This is a genomic window from Methylobacterium sp. Leaf99 (assembly GCF_001422375.1).
In the GTDB taxonomy this organism is placed as follows: Bacteria; Pseudomonadota; Alphaproteobacteria; order Rhizobiales; family Beijerinckiaceae; genus Methylobacterium.
Window position 1 is genome coordinate 183,919 of sequence record NZ_LMMU01000008.1, and the last position, 23,825, is coordinate 207,743.

Here is a 23,825-nt window from a genome sequence, read left to right on the forward strand (position 1 = left end):
ACGCGCAGCCCATTACACGTGCATCGGCGCTGCGATGCAAGTCCATCTCCACACGTCCCGCCGTCGTCCGGAGCTCAGGGGCCGATGCCGAGGGACTTGAGTTTCCGGTGCAGGGCCGAGCGCTCCATGCCGATGAACTCGGCCGTGCGGGAGATGTTGCCCGAGAACCGGGCGATCTGCGCCACGAGGTACTCGCGCTCGAAGATCTCGCGGGCCTCGCGCAGGGCGAGACTCATGAGCTTCTCGCCGCCCGACCCGTTGGGCGTCGTCGGCACCAGGGCGCCGATCTCGGTGGGCAGCATCTCGGAGGTGACCTCCTGCTCCGGGTCCGTGTGGGTGAGGATCATCAGGCGCTCGACGTTGTTGCGCAGCTGGCGGACGTTGCCGGGCCAGTCGTGCGACTGCAGCACCGCCATGGCGTCCTCGGCGATGCGCCGGCGCGGCAGGCCGGTGGCGCCCGAGATCTGCTCCATGAAGAACGCGATCAGCTCGGGCACGTCCTCGCGGCGCTCGGACAGGGCCGGCACCCGGATCGGCACCACGGACAGGCGGTGGAACAGGTCCTCGCGGAAACGGCCGGCGGCGATCTCCTCGGCGAGGTCGCGCGACGACGACGAGATGATGCGGACATCGACGTGGACCCGGGTGGTGCCGCCGACGCGCTGGAAGTTCTGGTCGACCAGGACCCGCAGGATGCGGTTCTGGGTCTCGCGCGGCATGTCGGCGACCTCGTCGATGTAGAGGGAGCCGCCATGGGCCTCCTCCAGGGCGCCGACCCGGCGCACCCGCCCCTCCCCCGCCTCGACGCCGAACAGCTCGGCCTCCATGGTGTCGGGGGTGATGGTGGCGGCGTTGATGACGACGAACGGACCGTTGGCCCGGGTCGAGGTGGCGTGCAGGGTGCGGGCCGAGAGCTCCTTGCCGGAGCCGGGGGCGCCCAGAATCATCACCCGGGCGTTGGTGGGCGCCACGCGCTCCACGGTCTGGCGCAGCTGGTTGCACACCACCGACGCGCCGACGAGGCGGCTCGCCTGCCCCGAGCGGGTCTTGAGGTCGCGGACCTCGCGCTTGAGGCGGGAGGCTTCGAGGGCGCGCTCGGCCACCAGGATGAGCCGGTCGGCCTTGAACGGCTTCTCGATGAAGTCGTAGGCGCCCGCCTTGATGGCCGCCACCGCCGTCTCGATGTTGCCGTGGCCCGAGATCATCACCACGGGCAGGTCCGGGTGGCCGGCCTTGATCTGGTCCAGCACCTGCAGCCCGTCGAGGCGCGAGCCCTGCAGCCAGATGTCGAGGAAGACGAGGTGGGGCCGGCGCGACTCGATGGCGGCCAGGGCCTCGTCGGAGCCGCCGGCCGTGCGGGTGCGGTGGCCTTCGTCGTCGAGGATGCCGGCGACGAGGTCGCGGATGTCGGCCTCGTCGTCGACGATCAGGATATCGGCGCTCATGACTGCATCTCCGCGATTGGGGGGGCCGTCCGCGCGGCGCCCTTCTCATCCTGCGCGGAGGGTTTGCCCTCCGGCGTCGTGTGCCCCGGGGGGGCTTTCTCCGGTGGAACTTGCGGCACGCGCATCCGCACGCGTCCGCCCCGTCCCTCGGGGTTGTCGTTCAGCTCGATCCCGCCACCGTGCTCTTCGAGCACCTTGCTGACGATGGCGAGGCCGAGACCCGTCCCGCCCTCGCGGGTGGTCATATAGGGCTCGAGCAGGCGCTGGCGCCCCTCGGCGGGAAATCCCTTGCCGTTGTCCGTGACTTCGATGACGGCGAAGCCCTCCTCCAGGACGAGACGCACGTCGACCCTACCCTTTCCGAGCTCGGCTTCCGGCACCGCCTGCACCGCCTCGACGGCGTTCTTGAGGATGTTGGTGATGGCCTGGGACAGCAGGCGGATGTCGAAGGCGGCAAACACCTTGTCCTCGCCGGCTTCCGCAAAGGTGAAGTCCATGTCCGGGTGCGCCACCCGCATCATGAACAAGTTCTGCCGCGTGATCTCGCTGAGATCGTTCTGGGCAATGGCGGGTTTCGGCATCCGGGCGAAGGACGAGAACTCGTCGACCATGCGCTTGATCTCGTCGACCTGGCGGATGATCGTCGCCGTGCACTGATCGAACACGTCCTTGTCCGCGACGATCACTTTTCCGTATTTGCGCCGGATGCGCTCGGCCGAGAGCTGGATCGGGGTGAGCGGGTTCTTGATCTCGTGGGCGATGCGGCGGGCGACATCGGCCCAGGCCGAGGTGCGCTGGGCCGAGACGAGGTCGGTGATGTCGTCCAGCGTCACCACGAAGCCGCGGGCGCCGCCCTGCGCCTGCTCGCTCGTGACCCGGACCGTGACCGTGCGCTCGCGGCCGTCGCGGGTGAGCTGGATCTGCTGCTGCAGGGCGCGCTGGCGCCCCTCCCCGCCCTCGGGGAACAGGGGCGCCAGCTCGGGCACCGCCTGGATCAGGGGCTGGCCGACGATGGCTTCCGCCGTCAGCCCGAGGGTGCGCTCGACGGACGGGTTGGCGATGGTGACGCGCCCGCCCGCATCGACCCCGATGACGCCGGGCGAGACGCCCGACAGCACCGCCTCGGTGAAGCGCCGGCGCCGGTCGATGAGGTCGCTCGCCGCCGTCAGGCCGTCGTGCTGGCGCCTGAGCTCCTGGGTCATCTTGTTGAAGCTCTCGGACAGGTGCGCGAGGTCGCCGTCGCTCTTCCGGGCCGGAACCTGGGCGTAGAAATTGCCCGACGCGACCTGATCGGCGGCATTGATGAGCCGGCGGATGGGGGCCACGAAGCGGTTGGCGAAGTTCAGCCCGAACCACACCGCCGAGAGCAGGGCGATGAGGGCGATGAGCACGAAGACCGAGGCGAAGCTGATCTGGATCGAGCGCTTGAGGGAATCGTAGGTGAGGTACTCGGCCGCCGCCGCCCGCGACACGCCGGGGAACTCGATGGCGAGCTGGCTCACCTCGCGCTGGACCAGGAGCACGGCGCCGTCATAGGCGGTCATGCGGAACAGGGCGGCGAAGATCCGGCCCTCGCTCGGCACGAGGCAGATGGGATCGGTGGATTTGGCCGCGTCCTCGAAGGCGGCGGCCGAGGGCAGGCGCCGGTCCTTCAGGGCCTCGATCTGGGCACGGGCCACCACGGTGTCGGGGCCGCGCATGATCTCGGCGACGGGCAGGCCCAGGGCCGTGGCCCGGGTGGTGAGGAAGCTCTCGAACCATTGCCGGTTCACGTCGAAGTTCGGCCGCGCCCGGGTGAGGTCGTCGGCGAGGATCCGGATCTCGCGGGCGAGGCTCTGGCACTGGTTCTCCTGATAGGCGTCGGCGACCTCGACGGATTTCAGCACCACGTCGCGGACCCGGTCGGTGAAGCCGAGCGACAGGCCCCGGTCGATGGTCACCGCCGCCACCACGGCGAGCAGCACGGTGGGCAGGATGGCGATGAGGGAGAACAGGCCGACGATGCGGGTGTGGAGCCGGGCCACCGCCGCGTTGGTGCGCCGCGCGTGCAGGAAGACCCGCGCCTCCCAGGCGATGATGACGATGAGGCCGAGGACGAGGACGACGTTGATGCCGAGCAGGGTCAGCCCGACGGTGGGCGTCGGCGTCACCCGGATCACACCGGCCAGGATCAGGAAGGTGGCGATGGCCGAGACCAGGGCGGTGATCACCACCAGGGCCCCGACCCAGCCCGGCCCGCGCGGCGAAGGCTTCAGCGGGCCTGCCTCTGCGTCCGCTTCCGACGACGCTCCGGCCATGCCGGACGCCTCCCTGGAACCCCTCGATGCCTTGAAACGCCGCAGCCACACCATGCGTGATGCATCGCCACAACAGTGTGGCGAAATTAATACGGATTGGGTCGGGGCGGACGCGGAAACAGGGAAGTGGGACATTCGACACCGGTCTCGGAGGCCCGTCCCCGCGAGGGCGATGCGGCTGCCCAATCGGCGTGCCGTCGGTTCTCGAATGCCACGATGTATCGGTGCAGGGCGCGACGGGCCGCATCTCCTGTTTGGGAGAGGGTTGGGGTGAGGGTGATGGATTCTCCGGAGAATTCGCACACCTCACCCCCGCCCTCTCCTTCCAGGAGAGGGCAATCGCAGAGGGGGGCATGCGTTTGGATCGGCCCTTGCCCCTTCGTGCAGTGCGTCTGCGCGCATCCCCCTCTCCCCGCTTGCGGGGAGAGGGCCGCAGGCACCCCGTCGTGCCTGCGGCGAGCGAAGGCGAAGCCGCAGCGAAGGTGAGGGGGCTGCGTCGGAGGAGCCTCTTCCGGCGAGGGGATGCGCACCGGAAACTCCACTTCTTCGACGACGCCCTTCGGCGGCGGCTTCAGACCGCGACCATCATCTGCAATCGCCCTGCCTTCCAGGACAGGGGAGCCGTGCTTCCGGCGCGATAGGTGACGAACGAGCGCCTGCGAAGGGGACTCCGTCCCGTTTCACACCAACCGCGGAGGATGGCGTACCGGCTCTCGCGCCGGTATTCCCCAATCGACGCCCCCCAGGGCCACGAACCGGGCCCGGATGCGCTCGTAGAGATTGCCGGGTTGGCGTTCGCCCGGCTCGTCGAGGGCGTCCTGCAGGATGCGGCGGGCTTCCGCCTGCATGGACTGACCGTTTCGGACGGCGCGCACGCGCAACCGTTCCTTCAACCCCGGATCGAGGTTGCGGATCGTGAGGCTGTCCTGAGTGGCACGCGGCGGCATTGGCGCAGTCTCGACGACGGTGGCGGATCGAGCAAGGGGGATCGGGCGAGGCACGAACCCTGCCTTCCGTCCGGCCATCGACCCGCGTCGAAAATACATTATCCTCGCACCATCCCATCCCAGAGACCCCCATGCCCGACACACCCGTCTTCGCGACCGCCGCCGTGGCCGCGCCCCACCAGCTTGCGGCGCGCGCCGGCCAGCACGTCCTCGCGCAGGGCGGCAACGCCATCGAGGCCATGGCGGCCATGGCGGCGACCATCGCGGTGGTCTACCCGCACATGAACGGCATCGGCGGCGACGGGTTCTGGCTCGTGCGCGAGCGCGGGGGCCGTGTGCGCGGCATCGAGGCGTGCGGCCCGGCCGGGTCCCACGCCACGATTCCGCGCTACCGGAGCAAGGGCTACGACGTGCTGCCGTCGCGGGGCGCCGACGCGGCGCTGACGGTCGCCGGCGCCATCGGCGGCTGGGCGCTGGCCCTCGATCTCGCCAAGGCCCTCGGCGGGCGCCTGCCCCTGGAGACCCTGCTGGCGGACGCGATCCGACACGCCCGCGACGGCGTCGCGGTCTCGCCCTCGGAGGCCCGCTACGTCCCCAAGGAGATCGACACCCTCCACGACCAGCCGAACTTCTCGAAGACGTTCCTCGATGACGGCAAGCCGTATGCGGCGGGGGCCATCCGCCGCCTGCCGGCCCTGGCCGACACCCTGGCCCAGCTCGCCCATGCCGGCCTCGACGACTTCTACCGGGGCGACCTCGGCCGCGAGATCGCCGCCGACCTCGCCGACCTCGGGTCGCCGGTGACCCGGGCCGATCTCGAGGCCTACGCCCCGCGCGAGCGCAAGCCCCTGACCCTGCGCCGGCGCGATGCCACGCTCTACAATTTCCCGCCGCCGACTCAAGGCATCGCCGCCCTGCTGATCCTCGGGATCTTCGACCGGCTCAAGATCACCCGGCCCGAGACCACGGCGCATTATCACGGGCTCATCGAGGCGACGAAGCGCGCCTTCGCCATCCGCGATTCCATCGTCACCGACTTCGACCGGCTCACCGTCGATCCCGACAGTTTCCTCGACGCCGCCCGCCTCGACCGCGAGGCCGCCGCCATCGACCTGCGCCGGGCCGCCACCCTGCCCCTGCGCAATCCCGGCGAGGGCGACACCGTGTGGATGGGGGCCATCGACAAGGACGGAGTCGCCGTCTCCTACATCCAGTCGATCTACTGGGAGTACGGCTCCGGCGTGGTGCTGCCGAAGACCGGCATCCACTGGCAGAACCGCGGCACCTCGTTCTCCCTCGACACGGATGCGGTGAACCCCCTGGAGCCCGGCCGGCGCCCGTTCCACACCCTGATTCCGGCGCTGGCCGCCTTCGACGACGGCCGGGTGATGGCCTACGGCTCCATGGGCGGCGACGGCCAGCCCCAGTTCCAGGCCCAGATCTTCGCCCGCTACGCCGATTACGGCATGGACCCGGCCGCCGCCGTCGATGCGCCGCGCCTGCTCTACGGCCGGACCTGGGGGGCGGAATCCCTTACGGTGAAGGTCGAGGACCGGTTCGATCCCGCCTGCATCGCCGCACTCCGCTCCATGGGCCACGCGGTGGAGGAACTCGGCGGCGCCTACATCGATTCGCTGGGCCACGCCGGCATGCTGGTGCGCCACCCCGGCAACGGCCGCATCGAGGCGGTGCACGATCCGCGCTCGGACGGCGGGTCGGAAGGGCTGTAGACGTAGGCACGGCGCTTTTCGCGCCCGAAGGAAGAGCACGTGGCCGCATCCGACCAGACTCAGAGCGACTATTGGAACGGCGATGCGGGCGCGCGCTGGGCGCGCCATCAGGCGACCTTCGACCGGGTGTTCACGCCGCTCACCGAGCGCCTGTTCGCCCGGGCCGCCCTTCGTCCCGGCGACGCCGTGCTCGATGTCGGCTGCGGCGCCGGTGCCACGACCCTGCGGGCCGCCGACGCCGTCGGCCCGTCCGGCCGCGTCACCGCCGCCGACGTCTCGGCGCCCCTCCTCGCCGTCACCGCCCGGCGGGCGGCGGACCGTCCGCCGGGCGGCGCCCGCATCGACATCGTCGAGGCCGACGCGCAGACGCATGCCTTCGCGGACGGCGCGTTCGCGCATCTGATCTCGCGCTTCGGGATCATGTTCTTCGACGATTCCACCACCGCCTTCGCCAACCTCCGCCGCGCCCTGCGGCCGGAGGGCCGGCTGACATGCCTGTGCTGGCGGCCCCTGACGGAGAACGCCTGGATCGCCGAACCCCTCGGCCTCATCCGCGCCCTCGTGCCGGAGCCCGAGCCGACCCCGCCCGACGCGCCCGGCCCGTTCCGCTTCGCGGACGCCGAACGCCTGCGCGCCATCCTCGCCGCCGCCGGTTTTCGCGAGATCGCCTTCGCCCCCGTGGACGAGGATCTGGTGCTCGGCCACTCCGAGACCGGAAGCGCCCGCGCGGCGGCCGAGGCGGCGGCGGGCTTCGCCCTCGATCTCGGGCCGGCCTCCCGCCTCGTGCGCGACCAGCCGCCCGCGATCCGCGAGCGCGCTTATGACCTGGTCCTGCGGGATTTCGAGACCCGTGCCGTGGACGGGCGCGTGCGCCTCGCCGCCGCCTGCTGGCTCGTCACCGCCACCCGCTGACATCTGGCACGGCGTATGCGTAGGGCACTCCGCTTCAGGAGTGTATTATGGATACGACCAGGTCTCGCCACCGCTGGCTGCAACTCGGCCTCGGCCTCGTCGCCATGATGGCGATCTCCAGTCCGCAATACGTGTGGACCCTCTTCACCAAGCCCCTGATGGCGACGACGGGCGCGACGCTCGCCGCCATCCAGGTGACCTTCACCCTCGTCATCGTCCTGCAGACGTTCTTCTCCCCGGTGCAGGGCTACCTCATCGAGCGGTTCAGCCCGAAGGTGATGATCGCGCTCGGCGCCGCCCTGTCGGGCCTCGGCTGGGTGCTGGCCGCCCGCGTCGACAGCCTGTGGGGCCTCTACGCCACCTACGGCCTGTTCTGCGGCCTCGGCACCGGCATCGTCTACGTGGGCATCGTCGGCCTGATGGTGAAGTGGTTCCCCGACCGGCGCGGCTTCGCCGTCGGCGTGGTCGCGGCCGGCTACGGCATGGGCGCCCTGCTCACCACCTTCCCGATCACCAACATGATGGCGGCCTCGGGCTACCGCGAGACCCTGACCACCTTCGGCATCATCCTCGGCATCGTCGGCGTGCTCGCCGCCCTCGGCCTGCGGGCGCCCCGCCCCGGCGAGGCCCTGCCGGCCCCGGCCCGCAACCTCTCCACCTGCGTCCACGACACGGCGCCGCGGGAGATGCTGCGCACGCCTCTGTTCTGGCTGATGTTCGTGATGATGACGATGATGTCCACGGGCGGCCTCATGGTGGTGGCGCAGTTCGCCTCCTTCGCCCGCGATTTCGGCGTCGCCGACGCCATCGTGTTCGGCTTCGCCGCCCTCCCCTTCGCGTTGACCTTCGACCGCATCACCAACGGCCTGACCCGCCCGTTCTTCGGCTGGGTCTCCGACCGCATCGGCCGCGAGAAGACCATGGCCATCGCGTTCGCGGCCGAGGCCGTCGCCATCGCGCTGATGCTGGTGTTCCGCGAGAACGCCTACGCCTTCGCCCTGCTGTCGGGCGTGGTGTTCTTCGCCTGGGGCGAGATCTTCTCCCTGTTCCCGTCGCTCCTCACCGACACCTTCGGCACCAAGCACGCCACGACGAATTACGGCTTCCTCTACATGGCCCAGGGCGTCGGGTCGCTGCTGGGCGGCCCCGTCGCGGCGATGATCTACGCCGCGCAGGGCTCGTGGATTCCCGTGTTCAGCATCGCCATCGGCCTCGACCTCGTCACGGCGGCCCTGGCCTGGTTCGTCCTGCGCCCCATGCGGCGCGAGTGGCTCGGCCTCGGCGGCGCGCCGGTGCCGGCGGGCAAGCCCGCCCTCGCTTGAGGCGCCGGCGGTCCCGAACGCGGCGTTCGGGACGGGGAACGCGAGACGGCGGGGCGCCAGGCCCCGCCGTTCGTCGTTTCAGGTGCCGATGGCCTCGGGCTCAAAGTCCGAGCAGGGCCTGGGACGCACCGATGAGGGTGAAGATCAGCCCGCCCATGAAGGCGATGGCCATGGCGTAGGAGAACCCCCTCCAGATCAGGGAGACCGCCTTGAAGGACCGGCTCAGCAACGGTTGCCGCCCGCGGTCTGGCCGTACTGCTTGACCGGGAAGTTCTGCTGATTGGCATTGCCCTCGGCGGCCGAGCTCATCGGACAGTTCAGGGGCGAGCGGCTGCGCGGGGCGGCGTAGACCGTGCCGGTGGTCTCGATGTCATTGGCGAACCCGGTGTAACGGGTCGGGCGGTCGAAGGCCATCGCGGACGAGATCGAAGCAGCGCCAAGGACAAGGGCGGCGGTGGCGGCGGCGATACGGGTCATCATAATGGTCTTTAAGCTCCTCTGCAGTACAGTCCGGCGATCCGGTCCGTCTCTCCTGCGTCTGATACTGATATAGGGAGCCCTCGGCCGGCAGGACGTGTCGCGCCGCACCTGGCAACGGGGATTAAGGGCGTCAGGCGACGGGCGCGAGGGCGGCTCCGGCCGGCGCGTCGGGCCAGCCCACGGCGTAGAGGGTCATGTCGCGGGTGTCGCGGCACGAAGAGGGCGGCATCGCCGCGAGCGTCAGGCCCGATCGGATCGCCGGGCCGAGACACCGCAGGAAGGCGTCCGAGGCCGTCAGGGTCAGGTTCTCCGACTTCGCACGGGCCTCGATCCGCGCCAGGGTGTTCATCGCTTCGCCCAGCACCGTGAACTCGGCCCGGTGGCCGTCGTCGAACACCCCGACCAGAACCTCCCCGCAATGGAGCGCCATGGTGATCCGCAGGGTCGGGCGGCCCTCCCGGGCGCGCTCGTCGTTGAGGAGGGCAAGGCGCTGCGCGATGGCGCGGCTGCAGGCCAGGGCCGCATGGGCCTGGGCCTGCGGACGCCCGACCACGAACTGGGCCAGGATGCCGTCGCCGACATACTTGTCGAGGATGCCGCCGTGCTCCGTCACCGCCACGTGGGTCAGGGCCCGGACGTCGAGGAGCGCGCGCACCACCTCCTCCTGGGCGTGATCGCGGGTGAAGGCGGAGAACCCGCGCAGGTCGAGGGCGAACAGGCAGGCATGGCGCGTCCGGACCGCTTCCAGCCCCTCCCCCGCCCGGGCGAGTTCGCCGACCACGCGGCGCGGCACGAAGCGCGCCAGGGCGGAGCGCTCGCGCTCCATCCTGAGGGCGGTGGTCACGGCCGAGCGCAGGCGCCGCACCCCGTCGATGACCACGAGGCTCGCCGCCATGAAGGTGAGGAGGCCCGGTACCTCCTCGTCGAGGGTGACGTGGGGGCCGAGCAGCGCGCTGTCCGGATGCACGAAGGCGAGCACGATGGTGCCGCCCCAGGCGAGGCTGACGAGCCCGGCGAACACGGCCGTGTGCAGGACCCGCATGCTGAGCCCGGTCTGGAGCAGGAGCAGGAAGGCGGGGAGCCGGCTCACCGCCGTGGCGGTCTCTTCCGTCGTCACCGCACCGACGAGCATGTGCTCGACCACGAGGAACAGGGCGACGCCCGCGTTCAGGAGCGTCGCGGTCCAGGCGAGCCATTCGGTTTCGGCCGAGGTTTCGGGATCGGTGCCGCCGTATTCCCGGCGCCGGCCGCGATGGGCCTCGCGCCAGTCGACCAGCCCGAGGCAGACCGAACAGACGGCGTAGACCACGAGCACGACCCAGTGGTTGGCCGTGTGGCTCGAGCCGTCGAAGCCCTGGGCGGTGGCCAGCAGCACCAGCACGATGACGAGGTGGAGCACGAGGGAGCGACGCCCCGAGGCGGTCTGGATCAGCCGCATGACGGTGGGGTCGCCTTGGGTCGGGCGGCGGACGGGCAGGGGCATGGGGCTCCGGTCGAGGGGATGCGGGTCGGCCGGTCTTAGGCCACACGGGGCCTGCCGCGCCAACGCCGCACGGCGCCGCTGCCGAAGGCGGCGGTGTTGGCGGCCCTGTGGTGAACGCATACGGGCCGGTGGTCCATCCGCGACGGGCGCTTCGTCGCGCCCCGTCGTCGTTCAAGGATCTGTGACGTGTCGGCCGTCACGGTCCGATGCACGGTCCGATTGACGCTCCCGCCGGTGGCCTGCTGCGCCCGTCGGTGGCATGCTGGGCCGTCCGTCTTCGACGTGAAAGGATGAGGATGCCCGACGTCAATCTGGGGCCGCATTTCGAAGGGTTCGTGCAGGAGCAGATCGAGCGGGGGCGCTTCCGGAACGCCAGCGAAGTCGTTCGCGCCGGCCTTCGCCTCCTGGAGGACCGGGAGAGTTCCGTCGCCGAACGCCGATCCGTCCTGCGGCAGGAGATCAACGCGGCTTTCGATGACCCGCGACCCGGAAGCCTTGCGAGCGAGGTGTTCGCCCGCCTGCGTGCCCATCATGCGGAACGGGTGAAGGTGGACGAACGTGGCGATTGACGTCCGCTTCAGGCCATCGGCCGAGACGGACCTCTTCGAACTCTATCGCCATATCGCCGAAGAATCAGGGATCTCGCGTGCGGGTGCCTACATCGACCGGATCGAGGCGGCCTGTCTCGGGCTGGCGGATTTTCCCGAACGCGGCACGCGGCGTGACGATCTTCGCCCCGGCCTCCGCACCCTGGGCTTCGAGCGGCGCGCGACGATCGTGTTTCAGATCGTCGGCGACAGGGTCGAGATCGGTCGCATCCTCTATGGCGGACGGGATCTCGACGCCCTGCTGTCGGAGGCGGAATAGTCTTTCGATTCGCACGACCGGCGAGCGGGGGGCACGCCTTCGACCCCCCCCGCCCGTCCCACCCTCACCGCGCGTTGCGGAACACCTGCAGGTCCAGGTCCCGCACCTTCTTGCGCAGGGTGTTGCGGTTGACGCCCAGGAGCTCGGCCGCGCGGATCTGGTTGCCGCGCGTGGCGGCGAGGGCCGCGCCGATGAGCGGGCCTTCGATCTCGCGCAGGATGCGGTGGTACAGGCCCGGCGGCGGCAGGGTATCGCGATAGTTGCTGAAATAGTCGGCCAGGTGCCGCTCCACGGCGCCCGACAGGGTCTCGCCCTCAGCCCCGCCCTTGCGCGGCGCGCCGTTGGCGGGTGCGCTCTGGGCGAGGGGCAGGGTGTCGAGCTCGGCCTCGATCACCGGGCCCGTGATGGTCTCCTGCGGGTAGAGGGCGGCGAGGCGCCGGACGAGGTTCTCGAGCTCGCGGACGTTGCCGGGCCAGCGGTAGCGCTTGAGCCGGTCCATGGCCTCGCCGTCGAGCTGCTTGCGGCTCAGGCCCTCGCGCTCGACGAGGACGAAGAAGTGCCGGATGAGGTCGGGCACGTCCTCCGCCCGTTCCCGCAGGGCCGGAAGCCGGAGCGGCACGACGTTCAGCCGGAAGAACAGATCCTCGCGAAAGATGCCCTGCTGGATCGAGACGCGCAGGTCCTTGTTGGTCGCCGCGATGATGCGGACGTTGGTCTTGATCGGCACCCGGCCGCCGACGGTGGTGTACTCGCCCTGCTGCAGGACGCGCAGGAGCCGGGTCTGGGCCTCCATCGGCATGTCGCCGATCTCGTCGAGGAACAGGGTGCCGCCCTCGGCCTGCTCGAACCGCCCGGCCGAGCGCGACAGGGCCCCGGTGAAGGCGCCCTTCTCGTGGCCGAACAGTTCGGATTCGATGAGGTCGCGCGGGATCGCCGCCATGTTGACGGGCACGAACGGCCCCGTGCGGCGGCGGCCGTAATCGTGCAGTGCGCGGGCGACCAGCTCCTTGCCGGTGCCGGATTCGCCGGTGATCATCACCGTGAGATCGGTGGGCATGAGGCGGGCCAGCGCCCGGTAGATCTCCTGCATGGCGGGCGAGCGGCCCACCAGCGGGATGTCCTCGTTGCCCGGGTCCGCCCCCGGGGCCGGCGTGCCGCGCGGCCGCGACAGCGCCCGGCCGACGATGGCGATGAGCTCCTTCAGGTCGAAGGGTTTGGGCAGGTACTCGTAGGCCCCGCGCTCCGAGGCGCGGATCGCCGTCATGAAGGTGTTCTGCGCGCTCATGACGATGATCGGCAGTTCCGGCCGCACCCGCTTGATGCGGGGCAGCAGGTCGAACACGTTCTCGTCGGGCATCACCACGTCGGTGATGACGAGGTCGCCCTCCCCTTCGGCGACCCAGCGCCAGAGGGTGGCGCAGTTGCCTGTGGTGCGGACCTCGTAGCCGGCCCGCGACAGCGCCTGATTGAGGACGGTGCGGATGGCGGCGTCGTCGTCCGCGACGATGATGTGGCCGTTGGGCATGCAGCGACTCTACAGCTCCGCGCTCGACTCGCGCCCGTCGCGGGCGCTCGACATGGGAAGAAGAAGGCGGAAGGTGGTGCGGCGCGGCGCGGGATCGCATTCGACGATGCCGCCGTGATCGCCGACGATCTTGGCCACCAAAGCAAGTCCCAGGCCGGAGCCCTGCGCCTTCGTGGTCACGAACGGGTCGAACAGATCGGGCAGCAGGTCGGCGGTGACGCCGGGGCCGTTGTCGCGCACGGCGACCTCGATGGGCAGGCTGACGCGCTCGCGCGAGCCCGGGATCTGCAGGCGCAGGCCCGTGCGGAACGCCGTCGACAGGGTGATCTCGCCGTCCACCGTATCGGCGCCGATGGCCTCGGAGGCGTTCTTCACGAGGTTGAGGATCACCTGGATGAGCTGGTCGCGGTTGCCGAGGACCGGTGGCAGGGACGGGTCGTAGGTCTCGACGAAGCGGATGTGGCGGGCGAACCCGGACTGGGCCGAGCGCTTCACCTGATCGAGGACGCCGTGGACGTTGACGGCGGTGCGCTCCACCGGGCGCTCGTCGCCGAACAGCTCCATGCGCTCGACGATGCGGACGATCCGGTCGGACTCGTCGCAGATGAGCCGGGTGAGGAGGCGGTCCTCGTCGTTGGCGGATTGCTCGAGGAGCTGGGCGGCGCCCCGGATGCCGGCGAGGGGGTTCTTGATCTCGTGGGCCAGCATGGCGCCGAGCGCCACCATGGAGCGCGCGGCGCCCCGATGGGTGAGCTGGCGGTTCATCTTGTCGGCGATGGTGCGCTCCTGCAGCATGAGCACCACGGCCTCGCCGTCGTCGCCCAGCGGCGTCGCGAACACGTCGACGCTGCGCTCCTGCCCCGAGCGCGGATGCACGAGCTCGACCCCGTACTCGCTGACGCTGGCGCGGCGGCGGCGCACCTCCGTCACCAGGGCGCTGATGGGCGAGGCGAACGGGATGATGTCGGCCAGGCGCCGGCGCCGCATGAGCCGGGCGGAGTGGTCGAAGAACGATTCGCCGGCGTGGTTCACGTGCAGGATGCGGTCGTCCACCCCGATGGTGAGCACCGGCAGCGGCAGGGCGTTGATCACCGCCTCGCTGGTGGGGGCCGCGACGGTCGGGCCGCCGGACGCGTCGGGGTCCGTCATGCCGCCTTCTCCATCGCTGCGTCCGGGGTCGCCCCGTCGAAGGCCGAAGCCAGGAGGGCGATCACCAGGGCCGGGTCCGTGGTGGTGAGGAGCCGCGTGCGCCGGTCCGCTGAGAGGCCGCCGCCGGCCTCGGCATAGGCGGCCAGGTGCTTGCGGGCGTGGCGCACGCCCATGCGGGCGCCGTAGAGGGCGAGCAGCCCCTCGTAGTGGGCGATGGCCAGGGCCGCCTTCTCGGCGCCCGTGAGCACCGGCGCCTCCCGGCCGGCGAGGCCGGCCGCGATGGCGCCGACGAGCCAGGGCCGGCCCACGGCGGCGCGCCCGATCATCACCCCGGCGGCCCCCGAGCGCGCGAGGCAGGTCCGGGCCTCGTCGAGGGTGGTGACGTCGCCGTTGGCGATGACGGGGATCGACACCGCCTCGACGACGCCGCGGATGGCGCTCCAATCGGCGCTGTCCTTGTAGAATTGCTGGCGGGTGCGGCCGTGGACGGTGACGGCACTGAGCCCGAGTCCCTCCGCCCGCCGGGCGAGGTCGGCGGCGTTGAGGCTGGCATGGTCCCAGCCGAGCCGCATCTTCACCGTGACGGGGATGGTCACGGCGTCGCGCACGGCGGCGAGGATGCGGGTGGCGCCGTCCAGGTCGCGCATGAGGGCCGAGCCGGCGGCCCCCCCGGTCACGGCCTTGGCCGGGCAGCCCATGTTGATGTCGATGACGTCGGCGCCGTTCTCCTCGGCGAGGCGGGCGGCCAGACCCATGGGCTCCGGCGCGCAGCCGGCGAGCTGGACGACGTGGGGGGCGATGCCGCCGCCCTCGGCGCGCAGGGTCGCCTCGACGCTGCCGCGCGTAAACTCGGCCGCCGCCACCATCTCGGAGACGACGGCGCTGGCGCCGCAGGCCCGGGCGATCCGGCGCATGTGCACGTCGGTGACGCCCGAGAGCGGCGCCAGCAGGACGGGCACCGGCCGGCCCGCACCATCGGGCGCCGTGGGATCGGGCGAGCGCAGAACGCTCAAATAATCATCATGGATCATTGTGCTCAAGGAATAGACAAAACCGCGACGCGCGCAAGCGCTCCCGGCGATTTGATTTCAGGCCATGCCCCGCTTAAACGCAGGGCTCGTTCGAACCCTGCAACCCACGCGCGGGAGCGTTTTCATGTCCGGCACCGCGTTCGAGGCGGCGGCAGTGGTGGTCGCGGCCGGTCGCGGCATCCGCATCGGCGGCGACGTGCCCAAGCAGTACCGCCGGGTCGGCGGCCAGGCGGTGCTGACGCGGACCCTGGCGGCCCTCGCCGCCCACGACGCCATCACGTGCATCCAGCCGGTGATCGCGGCGGACGCGCAGGACTTCTACCACGAATGCGTCGCCGACCTGCCCGAATCCGCCCGCGCGAAACTCAGGGCGCCGGTGCCGGGCGGCGCCACCCGGCAGCTCTCCGTCCGCGCCGGCCTCGAGGCGCTGGCGACGGGTGAGGCGCCGGGTCTCGTCCTCGTCCACGACGCGGCGCGCCCCCATGTCGACACCGCCCTCATCGACCGGGCCCTGGCCGCCGGGCGCGATTACGGCGCCGCCGTGCCGGGCCTTGCCGTCACCGACACCATCAAGCGCGTCGAGACCATCGCGCCGGGCATCGGCCGCGTGGTCGAGACGCCGGCCCGCGAGCATCTGCGCGCGGTGCAGACGCCCCAGGCCTTCGCCTTCGGGCTGCTGCTCGACGCCCACCGGGCGGCCGGTGCCGAGGGGCTCGACGGCTTCACCGACGACGGGGCGCTCGCCGAATGGGCCGGGCTCCCCGTGGTGGTGTTCGCGGGCGACCCGCGCAACCGCAAGATCACCCAACCCTCCGACCTCGTCGACGCCGACCGCGATTTTTCCGGCGCCGTCCCCGCCTGAGCGGGGTCGCCCCGGCCACGCCCACGACATCCGCTCAGCCTGGAGCCCCCATGACCACCTACCTCACCCGCCTCGGCACCGGCTTCGACGTGCACGCCTTCACGGAGGGCGACCACGTCTGGCTCGGCGGCATCAGGATCCCGGCCGACCGGGGCGTCCTCGCCCATTCCGACGGCGACGTGGCCCTCCACGCCCTCACCGACGCCCTGCTCGGCGCCATCGCGGACGGCGACATCGGCACCCACTTCCCGCCCTCCGACGAGCAATGGCGCGGCGCCTCGTCCGACCGCTTCCTGGCGCATGCCTGCGACCTCGTGCGGGCGCGCGGCGGCAAGATCGACCACCTCGACATCACGGTGCTGGCCGAGGCCCCGCGCATCGGCGCGCACCGCGAGGCGATCCGCGCCCGCATCGCCGAGATCGCGAACGTGCCGCTGACTTCCGTCTCCATCAAGGCGACCACCACCGAGAAACTCGGCTTCGTCGGCCGGGCCGAGGGCCTCGCCGCCCAGGCCGCCGCCACCGTGCGCCTCCCGGAGATCGACCTCGCCACCGCCGACGAGACCGCCGAGCGCCGCTCGTGATCGACGACCCCGCCCTGCTCGCCCGGGCGGAGGCGCTGGTCGCCGCCTACGCGGCGGCGGGGCGAACGATCGCCACGGCGGAATCCTGCACCGGCGGCCTCGTCGCCGGCCTGCTCACCGCCGTGCCGGGCTCGTCGGCGGTGCTGGAGCGCGGCTTCGTCACCTACTCGAACGCGGCGAAATCCGAATCCCTCGGCGTGGCGGCCGCTCTCATCGACGCCCACGGCGCCGTCAGCAAGGCGACGGCCCGCGCCATGGCGGAGGGCGCCCTCGCCCATTCCCGCGCGGACGTGGCCGTGGCGATCACCGGCATCGCCGGCCCCGGCGGCGGAAGCGCGGCCAAGCCCGTGGGGCTGGTGCATTTCGGCCTCGCCGCGACGGGAGAGGCCACGCGGCACGTCGAGCGGCGCTACGGCGATCTCAGCCGGGGGGAGATCCGCCGCCTGGCCGTGGGGGATGCCCTGGGGTTGCTGGAAAGGTCTTCGGGGGCGCCGCCTTCGCGCTGACCCGATCCCGGGGTGTTCTGGTTCGGCGCGATCCCGACGAGCTCGGCTGCGGCTTGCCGGACCGGGCCACCGGACCAAGGCGCTCACCGCCCGCTGTCGCTTCGGCTTGCGAATCACCGCGCACCGTGTTCACTACGCCTCCGGTTGCGCTTGAGCCGATGGGGAGGCCGCATGCAGATCGTATCACTCCCCGGCCGGGCCGGCGCACGCCGCTTCGGCTGCCAGATCTGACGCAAGCCGCGCGCCCGAGGGCGTCCCGCTCCCGTCCATCGAACCCATCCTGCGAACCCATCCTGATCGATCGCGTCCGCTGCCGGTCCCGTGCCGCGGCCCCCTGGAACGGCGCGCGCCCCGCGTCGCGAGGTCCCCATGAGTCCCGTTCGTCCCCGGCGCGAAAACGCCTATCGCGGCGTCCTCGCCTTCGTGTTCCGGCAGTGGCGCGCCCGGCTCGGCCTCGTCGCCGGCCTCGTGGCGGCCATCACCTGCGCCACCCTCGCGGACGTCTTCCTGCCGCTCTATGCCGGCCGCCTCGTCGATGCCCTGGCGGAGGCCGACCGCGACGCGGCCCTGCGGGCGGCGCTGCCGGCCTTCGGCGCCATGGCGGCCCTCGGGGTCGCGCATATCGGCCTGCGCCACGTCGCCTGGTCGCTGGTGGTGCCCCTCACCCTCGGCACCATGGCGGACGTGGCGCGGGCCGGCTTCCACCGGGTGCAGCGCCTGTCCACGGACTGGCACGCCAACAGCTTCTCCGGCTCGACGGTGCGCAAGATCTCGCGCGGGATGTGGGCCCTCGACGGGCTCAACGACACCCTGCTCCTGGCCCTGCTGCCCTCCGTCGTCGTGCTCCTCGGCACCATGGTGCTGCTGGGTCTCCACTGGCCCGCCATGGGCGTGGTGATCGGGCTCGGCACGCTGGCCTATGTCGGCACCGCCATCGGCCTCGCCACGCGGGTGATCGCGCCGGCGGCCCAGCTCTCCAACGGCTGGGACACCAAGCTCGGCGGCACCCTGTCGGATGCCATCGGCAACAACGCCGTGGTCAAGGCCTTCGGCGCCGAGGGCCGCGAGGACGCCCGCCTGTCGGGGATTCTCGCCAAGTGGCACAAGCGCACCCGCCGCACCTGGATGCGGGTGACCTGGAGCGTGACCGGCCAGCTCGGCGTGCTGCTGGCGCTGCGCACCGCCATCGTCGGCGTCGCCCTGTGGCTGTGGTGGACGAAGGCCGCCACGCCCGGCGACGTCGCCTACGTGCTCACCACCTACTTCGTGGTCCACGGCTACCTCGGCGACATCGGCCAGCACATCAACCACCTCCAGCGGGCGGTGAACGAAATGGAGGAGCTCGTGGCCCTCGATGCCGAGCCCTACGGCGTCGCCGACCGGCCGGGGGCGACGGCGCTCGCGGTGACGGGCGGGGCGATTCGCTTCGCGGCGGTGACGTTCCACTATGCCGGGCACGCCACGCCGCTCTACCGCGACCTCTCGGTGACCATCCCGGCCGGGCAGCGGGTCGGGCTGGTCGGCCGCTCGGGCTCGGGCAAGACCACCTTCGTCAAGCTGGTGCAGCGGCTCTACGACGTCACCGGCGGGCATGTGCGCATCGACGGCACCGACGTCGCCGACGTCACCCAGGCGTCCTTGCGCGAAAACATCGCCATCGTCCCGCAGGAGCCGGTGCTGTTCCACCGCTCGCTTGCGGAGAACATCGCCTATGCCCGGCCCGGTGCCTCCGCCGCCGCCATCGAGCGGGCGGCGCGGCTCGCCAACGCCCACGACTTCATCGCGCGTCTGCCCAAGGGCTACGGCACCCTGGTGGGCGAGCGCGGGGTCAAGCTGTCGGGCGGCGAGCGCCAGCGGGTGGCCCTGGCCCGCGCGTTCCTCGCCGACGCGCCGATCCTGATCCTCGACGAGGCGACTTCGAGCCTCGATTCGGAATCGGAGGCGCTGATCCAGCAGGCGATGGAGCGGCTCATGCGCGGGCGCACGGCCATCGTCATCGCGCACCGGCTCTCCACCGTGCGGTCGCTGGACCGCATCCTGGTGTTCGACCACGGCCGGATCGTCGAGGACGGCACCCACGCCGCCCTGATCCACCGGCCGTCGGGGCAGTACCGGGCCCTGTTCGAGATCCAGGCGGCGGTGGGCGCCTAGACCGGCCCTACCGCCCGAGCCCGGCCGCGAGGGCCGGCCACCCGTCCAGAAACTCCGCGCGGGCGCGCAGGCCGCCGGACAGGCTCTGTTTGTCGTCGTCCTGGTTGAGGCGGGCGAAGACCAGGGTGCGGTCGCCCTTCGTCGCCCAGCCGACGTACCAGCCGTAGGCGCGGGCCTCGTCGAAGCTGCCGTCGGCCTTGCGCGGGAACGCGGTGCCGGTCTTGCCGTGGGCGCTCCAGCCGTCCCCGGCGGGGCTGACGGTGACGATCTTCCCCGTCTCGTCGAGGGTGTGGGCCGAGACGGGCAGCGTTCGGGTCGCGAGCTTCCGGAGGAAGGCGACCTGCTCCACGGGCGAGACCCGGAGGGACGACATAATCCAGGCCCGGTCGAGGCCGTTGTTTTTCCCCGGATCGCCGGAGAAATCGGCGTTGCCGAAGCCCAGCCGGGCGGTCTCCGCTTCGAGCTTCGCCCGGCCGAGCCGGTGGGCGATCACCTGCGAGTACCAGACCACCGAGTAGGTCATCCACCGGGTCGGATCGGTGGGTTCCTTCCAGGCCGGGCCGCCCCAATCCGGATAGCCCGGCTTGAAGGCGTGGACCGGTGCGTGGGCGTCGCCGAGCACGCCCGCCTCGAAACCGATCACCGCCAGCGGGATCTTGAAGGTCGAGGCCGGCGTCACCCGGGTGCGGCAATCGCCCTCCTCCCGCAGGACCGCGCCGTCGGCCGCGTCCGCCACGAGGGTGCAGAGGGTCCCGGCGGACGCGGGCGCGGCGCTCGCCAGGAGTGCCAGGGCGGCGAGATGGAGCGGGCGCCGGGCGCGGATGGCGGCGATCATCGGGCGGGGCGCTCGCAGCGGAAGGCACGGCCGTCGGCCGAGGCGTGGAGCATCCGCCCCCCGGCCGCCCGGCACTCCGCCGCGCGGGCCTCCATGATCCATTTGTCGGCCAGAGCAAGGCTGAGGGGCACCAGGGTCACGAGCCCGAGAAACACCGCCACCGCCGCGACGGCCCATCCGGTCCCGCGTGGCGGATCGGGAAAGTTCGGCCGCTCCGCCGGGGCGGGGAAGAGGAAGGCCACGGTGGTGAGCCCGAGAAGGGTGGCACTCATGGGAAAGCCCGTGCTGTCAGGCGCGCGAGCATAGCCGCAGGGCCGCCCGTGGGCAGGTGACCATGGGAAGCACCGGGCCCGTCCCCTTCACGGCCGCGCGCCGGGTGGCGCGCCCGAAAGCGCGAAAATCCTCACGTCACGACATCGGCGCGGAACGCTGGGGCCGCTGCCGGGACGGGGCCCTGGCAGGCGCAGGTTAGCCCCGTATGCGGGTCCGCTCCCTTCCTGACCGGTTCCTCGCAGGTGAGCAGACGCTGGAGCAGATGCTCCATCGGCGCCCGCTGGTAGGGCTTCTGCAGCACCGGAACGGCCCGATAGGCGGCCTCCACGCCCTCGGCGCCGTAGCCCGTGGCGAACAGGAACGGCAGGCAGCGCTCGAACAGCACGTCGGCGATCGGATAGCTGCGGGAATCCCCGAGATTCACATCGAGCACGGCCGCGTCGAAGTGGCCCGCGCGGGCCTGCGCCAGGGCCTTGTCGAGGCGCATGGCGACGACGACCTCGCAGCCGAGCTCCATCAGCATGTCCTCGGCCAGCATGGCCACGAGACTCTCGTCCTCGACCAGCAGCACCCGGCGTCCCTGGAGCAGCGTCATAGGGCTGCCTGCCGTTCGATCACGTCCTGTCCCATCCATCCCAACGTGACCAAAGGAATTTTGAGCCCGCACACCACCCCTGCGCTGCGGTAATCGATCTTGGCGCTCCCGTCGAATTCCAGGGGCAGCTGCCGTTCGATCAGCCGCGACCCGAATCCCTTCCGGGTCGGCTCCGCAACTTCGGGGCCGCCCTGCTCCTCCCACACCAGATCGAGCTGCTGCCTGCCGTCCGCCAGGGCCGCGAGGGACCAGAGCACGGAGACGCGGCCCTCGGGCACGGAGAGGGCGCCGTACTTCGCCGCATTGGTCATCAGCTCGTGGAGCGCCATGGAGAGGGTCACCGCCACCTTCGGATGCAGCCGCGCGTCCGGCCCCTCCATGCGAAAGCGGTTCACGTCGAGCTCGGCCAGGAGGTGCGGTGCCAGGGCGCGCTCGACGACGCTGCGCAGGCTGGCACTCTCCCAATTGTCCGCGACGAGGACGTTGTGGGCCGTCGAGAGGGCGACCATCCGGGCGTCGAACACGCTCCGGGCGGCCTGATCGGCCTGACCCCGGAACGTCTGCGCGGCGATGGACTGCACCGTCGCGAGGGTGTTCTTCACCCGGTGGTTCAATTCGTTGAGGAGCAGGCGCTGACGTTCGGCGGCCGCCTTCTCCTCGCTGATGTCGCGCACCTCGATGATGGTACCGATGATGTTGGTGGCATCGTCGCGGATCGGGCTCGCGGTGAAGCCGACCGGATAGAAGTGCCCATCGGCGTGGACGAAGACTTCCTCGCCGCGCTCGTGGTTGTTCTGCGGGAAGGCGCGGTCGATGGCGCATTCCGCCAGGGGGAACGGGCGGCCGTCGGGATAGGTGTGGTGCACGATGTCGTGAAGCGGACAGTCGCGCGCGAGCACCTCGGCGAGGGTGTAGCCGGTCAGCTGCTCGGCGGCGCGGTTCATGTAGATGCAGTGCTGGCGGTCATCCATCAGGAAGATCGACACCGACGCGTTGTTGAGCACCGCGTTGAGGCGGCGCTCCGTCTCGAAGAGCTGGTCGCCCCGGCGCAGGGTCGCGAGGGAGGCCGCCGCCAGGGCGGACGATTGCAGGGGCTGCCGGGACTGCGGCACGGCGTGATCCTTACACTGGGGCTGCGAAAGCCCGTGCACCGAACGGACGGCCCCCGTCAACGGTTTGCCGGAAGTGTGGTTCGCTCCCGCCGGCCGCGCACGGACTCCCGGCTGCGCGATGCCGGCGGTACGCCGTGATCCGTGTCTCGAAACCCGTTTTTTCGGAACGGTCCGGTCGCTGGGGGGTTGGTAGCCCAATCATCACAACAGCAGGAGATACCGAATGCGCACCCTCGCACTCGTCTCGACCGCCGTTCTCGGCCTCGGCATCCTCGCGTCGGCTCCGGCCGAGGCACGCGGCTACGGCTATGGTCACGGTGGCTACGGCCACGGCGGTTACGGCCACGGTGGGTATGGTCGCGGTGGCTACGGCGGCGGTTTCGGCCGCTATGGCGGTGGCTACGGCCGGGGCTACGGCGGCTATGGACGCCGCGGGATCGGGACCGGCGCGGCCGTCGGTCTCGGCATTGCCGGGCTCGCTGCGGGCGCCATCGTGGCGAACTCGTATGGCGGCGGCTACGGCGGCGGTTATGGCTACCCGGCCTATGGCGGCTATTCCTACGGCGGTCCGCGCGCGGTCGGCTACGGCTACGCGCCGGCCTACGGCTACGGCGGCGGTGGCGGCTACTACGGCTACGGCTACTAGGACCTTCGGGTCACGGGACGAAAGGGGTCGCCGCGAGGCGGCCCTTTTTCGTTGTCGCGCGGATCGTCACCGGCGCCTGGGGGGCGGCGAGAAGCCCCGTCACCGAACCGTCACATCCGCCTCAGTGCCGCCGCGCTCGGCCCGCACACCGGCCCGATGACGCACGTTGTCCGGTTCCTCGCGTGGATTCTCCTGGCCGCCCTGATCTTCGCCACCCTGGTGCCCATCGGACTGCGCCCGGTCAGCGGTGCGCCCGTCGGCCTCGAGCGGTTCGGTGCGTTCGCGGCCCTCGGTTTCCTGTTCGCCTTCGGATACCCGCGTCGACGCTGGGAGGTCCTGGCCCTGGTCACCCTCGCGGGGGTCGGGCTCGAACTGCTTCAGGTGCTGGAGGCGACCCGGCACGGCCGGATCGGCGACGGCCTCGTGAAGATCGCCGGAGGGGGTTTCGGCGTCGCCGCCGCGATGGCGCTGAGGCGCGTGTCGGCCCGCGCCGGGGCCGTCGTCGGGCGACCCCGAACGTCTCGCCGTCCGCCTGGAGACCGGCTTCCCGGGCGCGAGGCTTGACCCGGCAACCCCGAGGTCCGACATGCGCTCCCTGGACGGGGGATCGGACATGGCCGGGCTGAAGGACAAACGGGGCTTCATCGACAAGGACCGTCTCGACCTGTCGGAGCGCAAGGCCGTCGAGTTCTGGATGAAACGCTGGGGCGTCACCCAGGACCAGCTCACCACCGCGCACCGCAAGGCCGGCCGGATGGTCAAGGACATCGCGGCGGAACTCGGCAAGAAGCGCTAGGCGCCGCACCCGATGGGCTGCCGCGCGTAACCTGCTCCATACGCCCGTCGAGCAGGCCGGGCGTCGCCGTCCGTGCCGGAGACGACCTCCATCCCGAGGCGGTGGAAGCGGGCGGGGACGGGATCACGGACCCGGCCGGCCGGCGCGTGGGCCCGGGAAGTGGTGCGGACGGCGGGACTCGAACCCGCACAGCCTTGCGGCCGCAAGATTTTAAGTCTCGTGCGTCTACCGGTTTCGCCACGTCCGCATGCCGGTTCCTGCGGTAGCGAGGCAAACG

General features: G+C 71.3%; 23 protein-coding genes, 1 tRNA gene and 1 pseudogene. 11 read left to right on the top strand and 14 right to left on the bottom strand.

Annotated elements, in window-relative coordinates; all coding sequences use genetic code 11:
• Positions 1–74 precede the first annotated feature (74 nt).
• The 3 genes from ntrX to ASF28_RS15870 form a co-directional block, all read right to left on the bottom strand.
• Positions 75–1,445 (bottom strand): nitrogen assimilation response regulator NtrX, encoded by a 1,371-nt coding sequence (gene ntrX, locus ASF28_RS15860; RefSeq protein ID WP_056094648.1) that lies wholly within the window; start codon positions 1,443–1,445, stop codon positions 75–77.
• A complete protein-coding gene (locus ASF28_RS15865) occupies positions 1,442–3,742 on the bottom strand; it encodes a sensor histidine kinase NtrY-like (protein ID WP_056094651.1) in 2,301 nt (766 codons plus the stop codon). Before ASF28_RS15865 ends, ntrX begins: the two co-directional genes overlap by 4 nt.
• Positions 3,743–4,422: 680 nt before the next feature.
• The gene (locus ASF28_RS15870) at positions 4,423–4,689 is read right to left on the bottom strand and encodes a FitA-like ribbon-helix-helix domain-containing protein (RefSeq protein ID WP_056094653.1); all 267 of its coding nucleotides are present in this window, start codon (positions 4,687–4,689) and stop codon (positions 4,423–4,425) included.
• A gap of 131 nt (positions 4,690–4,820) precedes the next feature.
• On the opposite strand from ASF28_RS15870, the gene ASF28_RS15875 reads away from it, so the two are divergent.
• Genes ASF28_RS15875 through oxlT form a run of 3 tightly spaced genes read left to right on the top strand, consistent with a single transcriptional unit; the run spans position 4,821 to position 8,653 of the window.
• Positions 4,821–6,419 (top strand): gamma-glutamyltransferase family protein, encoded by a 1,599-nt coding sequence (locus ASF28_RS15875; protein ID WP_056094656.1) that lies wholly within the window; start codon positions 4,821–4,823, stop codon positions 6,417–6,419.
• A 39-nt stretch (positions 6,420–6,458) separates the two neighbouring features.
• Positions 6,459–7,331, top strand: coding sequence for a class I SAM-dependent methyltransferase (locus ASF28_RS15880; RefSeq protein ID WP_056094659.1), 873 nt, complete (start codon positions 6,459–6,461; stop codon positions 7,329–7,331).
• A gap of 47 nt (positions 7,332–7,378) precedes the next feature.
• Positions 7,379–8,653 carry an oxalate/formate MFS antiporter gene (gene oxlT / locus ASF28_RS15885; RefSeq protein WP_056094662.1) on the top strand — a complete coding sequence of 425 codons (1,275 nt, stop codon included), beginning with the start codon at positions 7,379–7,381 and terminating at the stop codon, positions 8,651–8,653.
• A 100-nt stretch (positions 8,654–8,753) separates the two neighbouring features.
• Here oxlT and ASF28_RS23615 read toward each other — a convergent pair whose 3' ends face one another.
• The 3 genes from ASF28_RS23615 to ASF28_RS15895 form a co-directional block, all read right to left on the bottom strand.
• Entirely contained in the window at positions 8,754–8,882 is a 129-nt protein-coding gene (locus ASF28_RS23615) for a hypothetical protein (protein ID WP_274533130.1), read from the bottom strand.
• Positions 8,876–9,133, bottom strand: a complete 258-nt coding sequence (locus ASF28_RS15890) for a hypothetical protein (RefSeq protein ID WP_056094667.1) — start codon at positions 9,131–9,133, stop codon at positions 8,876–8,878. Before ASF28_RS15890 ends, ASF28_RS23615 begins: the two co-directional genes overlap by 7 nt.
• Positions 9,134–9,263: 130 nt before the next feature.
• The gene (locus tag ASF28_RS15895) at positions 9,264–10,616 is read right to left on the bottom strand and encodes an adenylate/guanylate cyclase domain-containing protein (protein ID WP_157085621.1); all 1,353 of its coding nucleotides are present in this window, start codon (positions 10,614–10,616) and stop codon (positions 9,264–9,266) included.
• Positions 10,617–10,912: 296 nt separating this feature from the next.
• Between ASF28_RS15895 and ASF28_RS15900 the strand changes: the two genes are divergently transcribed.
• Positions 10,913–11,185, top strand: a complete 273-nt coding sequence (locus ASF28_RS15900) for a type II toxin-antitoxin system ParD family antitoxin (RefSeq protein ID WP_056094670.1) — start codon at positions 10,913–10,915, stop codon at positions 11,183–11,185.
• Complete coding sequence (locus tag ASF28_RS15905) at positions 11,175–11,483, top strand: type II toxin-antitoxin system RelE/ParE family toxin (protein ID WP_056094672.1); 309 nt, start codon at positions 11,175–11,177, stop codon at positions 11,481–11,483. Before ASF28_RS15900 ends, ASF28_RS15905 begins: the two co-directional genes overlap by 11 nt.
• A 64-nt stretch (positions 11,484–11,547) precedes the next feature.
• Here ASF28_RS15905 and ntrC read toward each other — a convergent pair whose 3' ends face one another.
• Genes ntrC through dusB form a run of 3 tightly spaced genes read right to left on the bottom strand, consistent with a single transcriptional unit; the run spans position 11,548 to position 15,188 of the window.
• The gene (ntrC, locus tag ASF28_RS15910; protein WP_056094677.1) at positions 11,548–13,008 is read right to left on the bottom strand and encodes a nitrogen regulation protein NR(I); all 1,461 of its coding nucleotides are present in this window, start codon (positions 13,006–13,008) and stop codon (positions 11,548–11,550) included.
• 9 nt (positions 13,009–13,017) lie between these two features.
• Entirely contained in the window at positions 13,018–14,157 is a 1,140-nt protein-coding gene (locus ASF28_RS15915) for a two-component system sensor histidine kinase NtrB (protein WP_056094680.1), read from the bottom strand.
• Positions 14,154–15,188: a tRNA dihydrouridine synthase DusB gene (gene dusB / locus ASF28_RS15920; RefSeq protein WP_056094683.1), complete on the bottom strand. Its 1,035-nt coding sequence runs from the start codon at positions 15,186–15,188 to the stop codon at positions 14,154–14,156. The genes ASF28_RS15915 and dusB overlap by 4 nt, the downstream gene beginning before the upstream one ends.
• A 124-nt stretch (positions 15,189–15,312) precedes the next feature.
• Between dusB and ASF28_RS23420 the strand changes: the two are divergent.
• The 3 genes and pseudogenes from ASF28_RS23420 to ASF28_RS15940 all read left to right on the top strand — a co-directional run bounded on the left by ASF28_RS23420 (position 15,313) and on the right by ASF28_RS15940 (position 19,291).
• Positions 15,313–16,634: pseudogene (locus ASF28_RS23420) on the top strand (bifunctional 2-C-methyl-D-erythritol 4-phosphate cytidylyltransferase/2-C-methyl-D-erythritol 2,4-cyclodiphosphate synthase).
• Positions 16,631–17,140, top strand: coding sequence for a CinA family protein (locus tag ASF28_RS15935; protein WP_056094693.1), 510 nt, complete (start codon positions 16,631–16,633; stop codon positions 17,138–17,140). The pseudogene ASF28_RS23420 and the gene ASF28_RS15935 overlap by 4 nt, the downstream one beginning before the upstream one ends.
• Before the next feature lie 369 nt (positions 17,141–17,509).
• A complete protein-coding gene (locus ASF28_RS15940; RefSeq protein WP_056094696.1) occupies positions 17,510–19,291 on the top strand; it encodes an ABC transporter ATP-binding protein in 1,782 nt (593 codons plus the stop codon).
• Between the two features lie 7 nt (positions 19,292–19,298).
• Here the strand turns inward: ASF28_RS15940 and blaOXA are convergent, their stop codons facing one another.
• The 4 genes from blaOXA to ASF28_RS15960 form a co-directional block, all read right to left on the bottom strand.
• Positions 19,299–20,126, bottom strand: coding sequence for a class D beta-lactamase (gene blaOXA / locus ASF28_RS15945; protein WP_056094699.1), 828 nt, complete (start codon positions 20,124–20,126; stop codon positions 19,299–19,301).
• Complete coding sequence (locus tag ASF28_RS15950) at positions 20,123–20,398, bottom strand: hypothetical protein (protein ID WP_056094702.1); 276 nt, start codon at positions 20,396–20,398, stop codon at positions 20,123–20,125. Before ASF28_RS15950 ends, blaOXA begins: the two co-directional genes overlap by 4 nt.
• A gap of 131 nt (positions 20,399–20,529) precedes the next feature.
• Positions 20,530–20,994, bottom strand: coding sequence for a response regulator (locus ASF28_RS15955; RefSeq protein ID WP_056094705.1), 465 nt, complete (start codon positions 20,992–20,994; stop codon positions 20,530–20,532).
• Positions 20,991–22,106: a sensor histidine kinase gene (locus ASF28_RS15960; protein ID WP_056094708.1), complete on the bottom strand. Its 1,116-nt coding sequence runs from the start codon at positions 22,104–22,106 to the stop codon at positions 20,991–20,993. Before ASF28_RS15960 ends, ASF28_RS15955 begins: the two co-directional genes overlap by 4 nt.
• Before the next feature lie 223 nt (positions 22,107–22,329).
• Between ASF28_RS15960 and ASF28_RS15965 the strand changes: the two genes are divergently transcribed.
• From ASF28_RS15965 to ASF28_RS15975, 3 genes are all read left to right on the top strand, one after another.
• A complete protein-coding gene (locus tag ASF28_RS15965; RefSeq protein WP_056094712.1) occupies positions 22,330–22,752 on the top strand; it encodes a hypothetical protein in 423 nt (140 codons plus the stop codon).
• Positions 22,753–22,908: 156 nt separating this feature from the next.
• The gene (locus ASF28_RS15970; protein WP_244475049.1) at positions 22,909–23,316 is read left to right on the top strand and encodes a VanZ family protein; all 408 of its coding nucleotides are present in this window, start codon (positions 22,909–22,911) and stop codon (positions 23,314–23,316) included.
• 49 nt (positions 23,317–23,365) lie between these two features.
• Entirely contained in the window at positions 23,366–23,548 is a 183-nt protein-coding gene (locus ASF28_RS15975; RefSeq protein ID WP_056095126.1) for a DUF3606 domain-containing protein, read from the top strand.
• Between the two features lie 160 nt (positions 23,549–23,708).
• On the opposite strand, the gene ASF28_RS15980 is transcribed toward ASF28_RS15975, so the two are convergent.
• Positions 23,709–23,795: transfer RNA gene (locus ASF28_RS15980), tRNA-Leu, on the bottom strand.
• Positions 23,796–23,825: the final 30 nt, after the last annotated feature.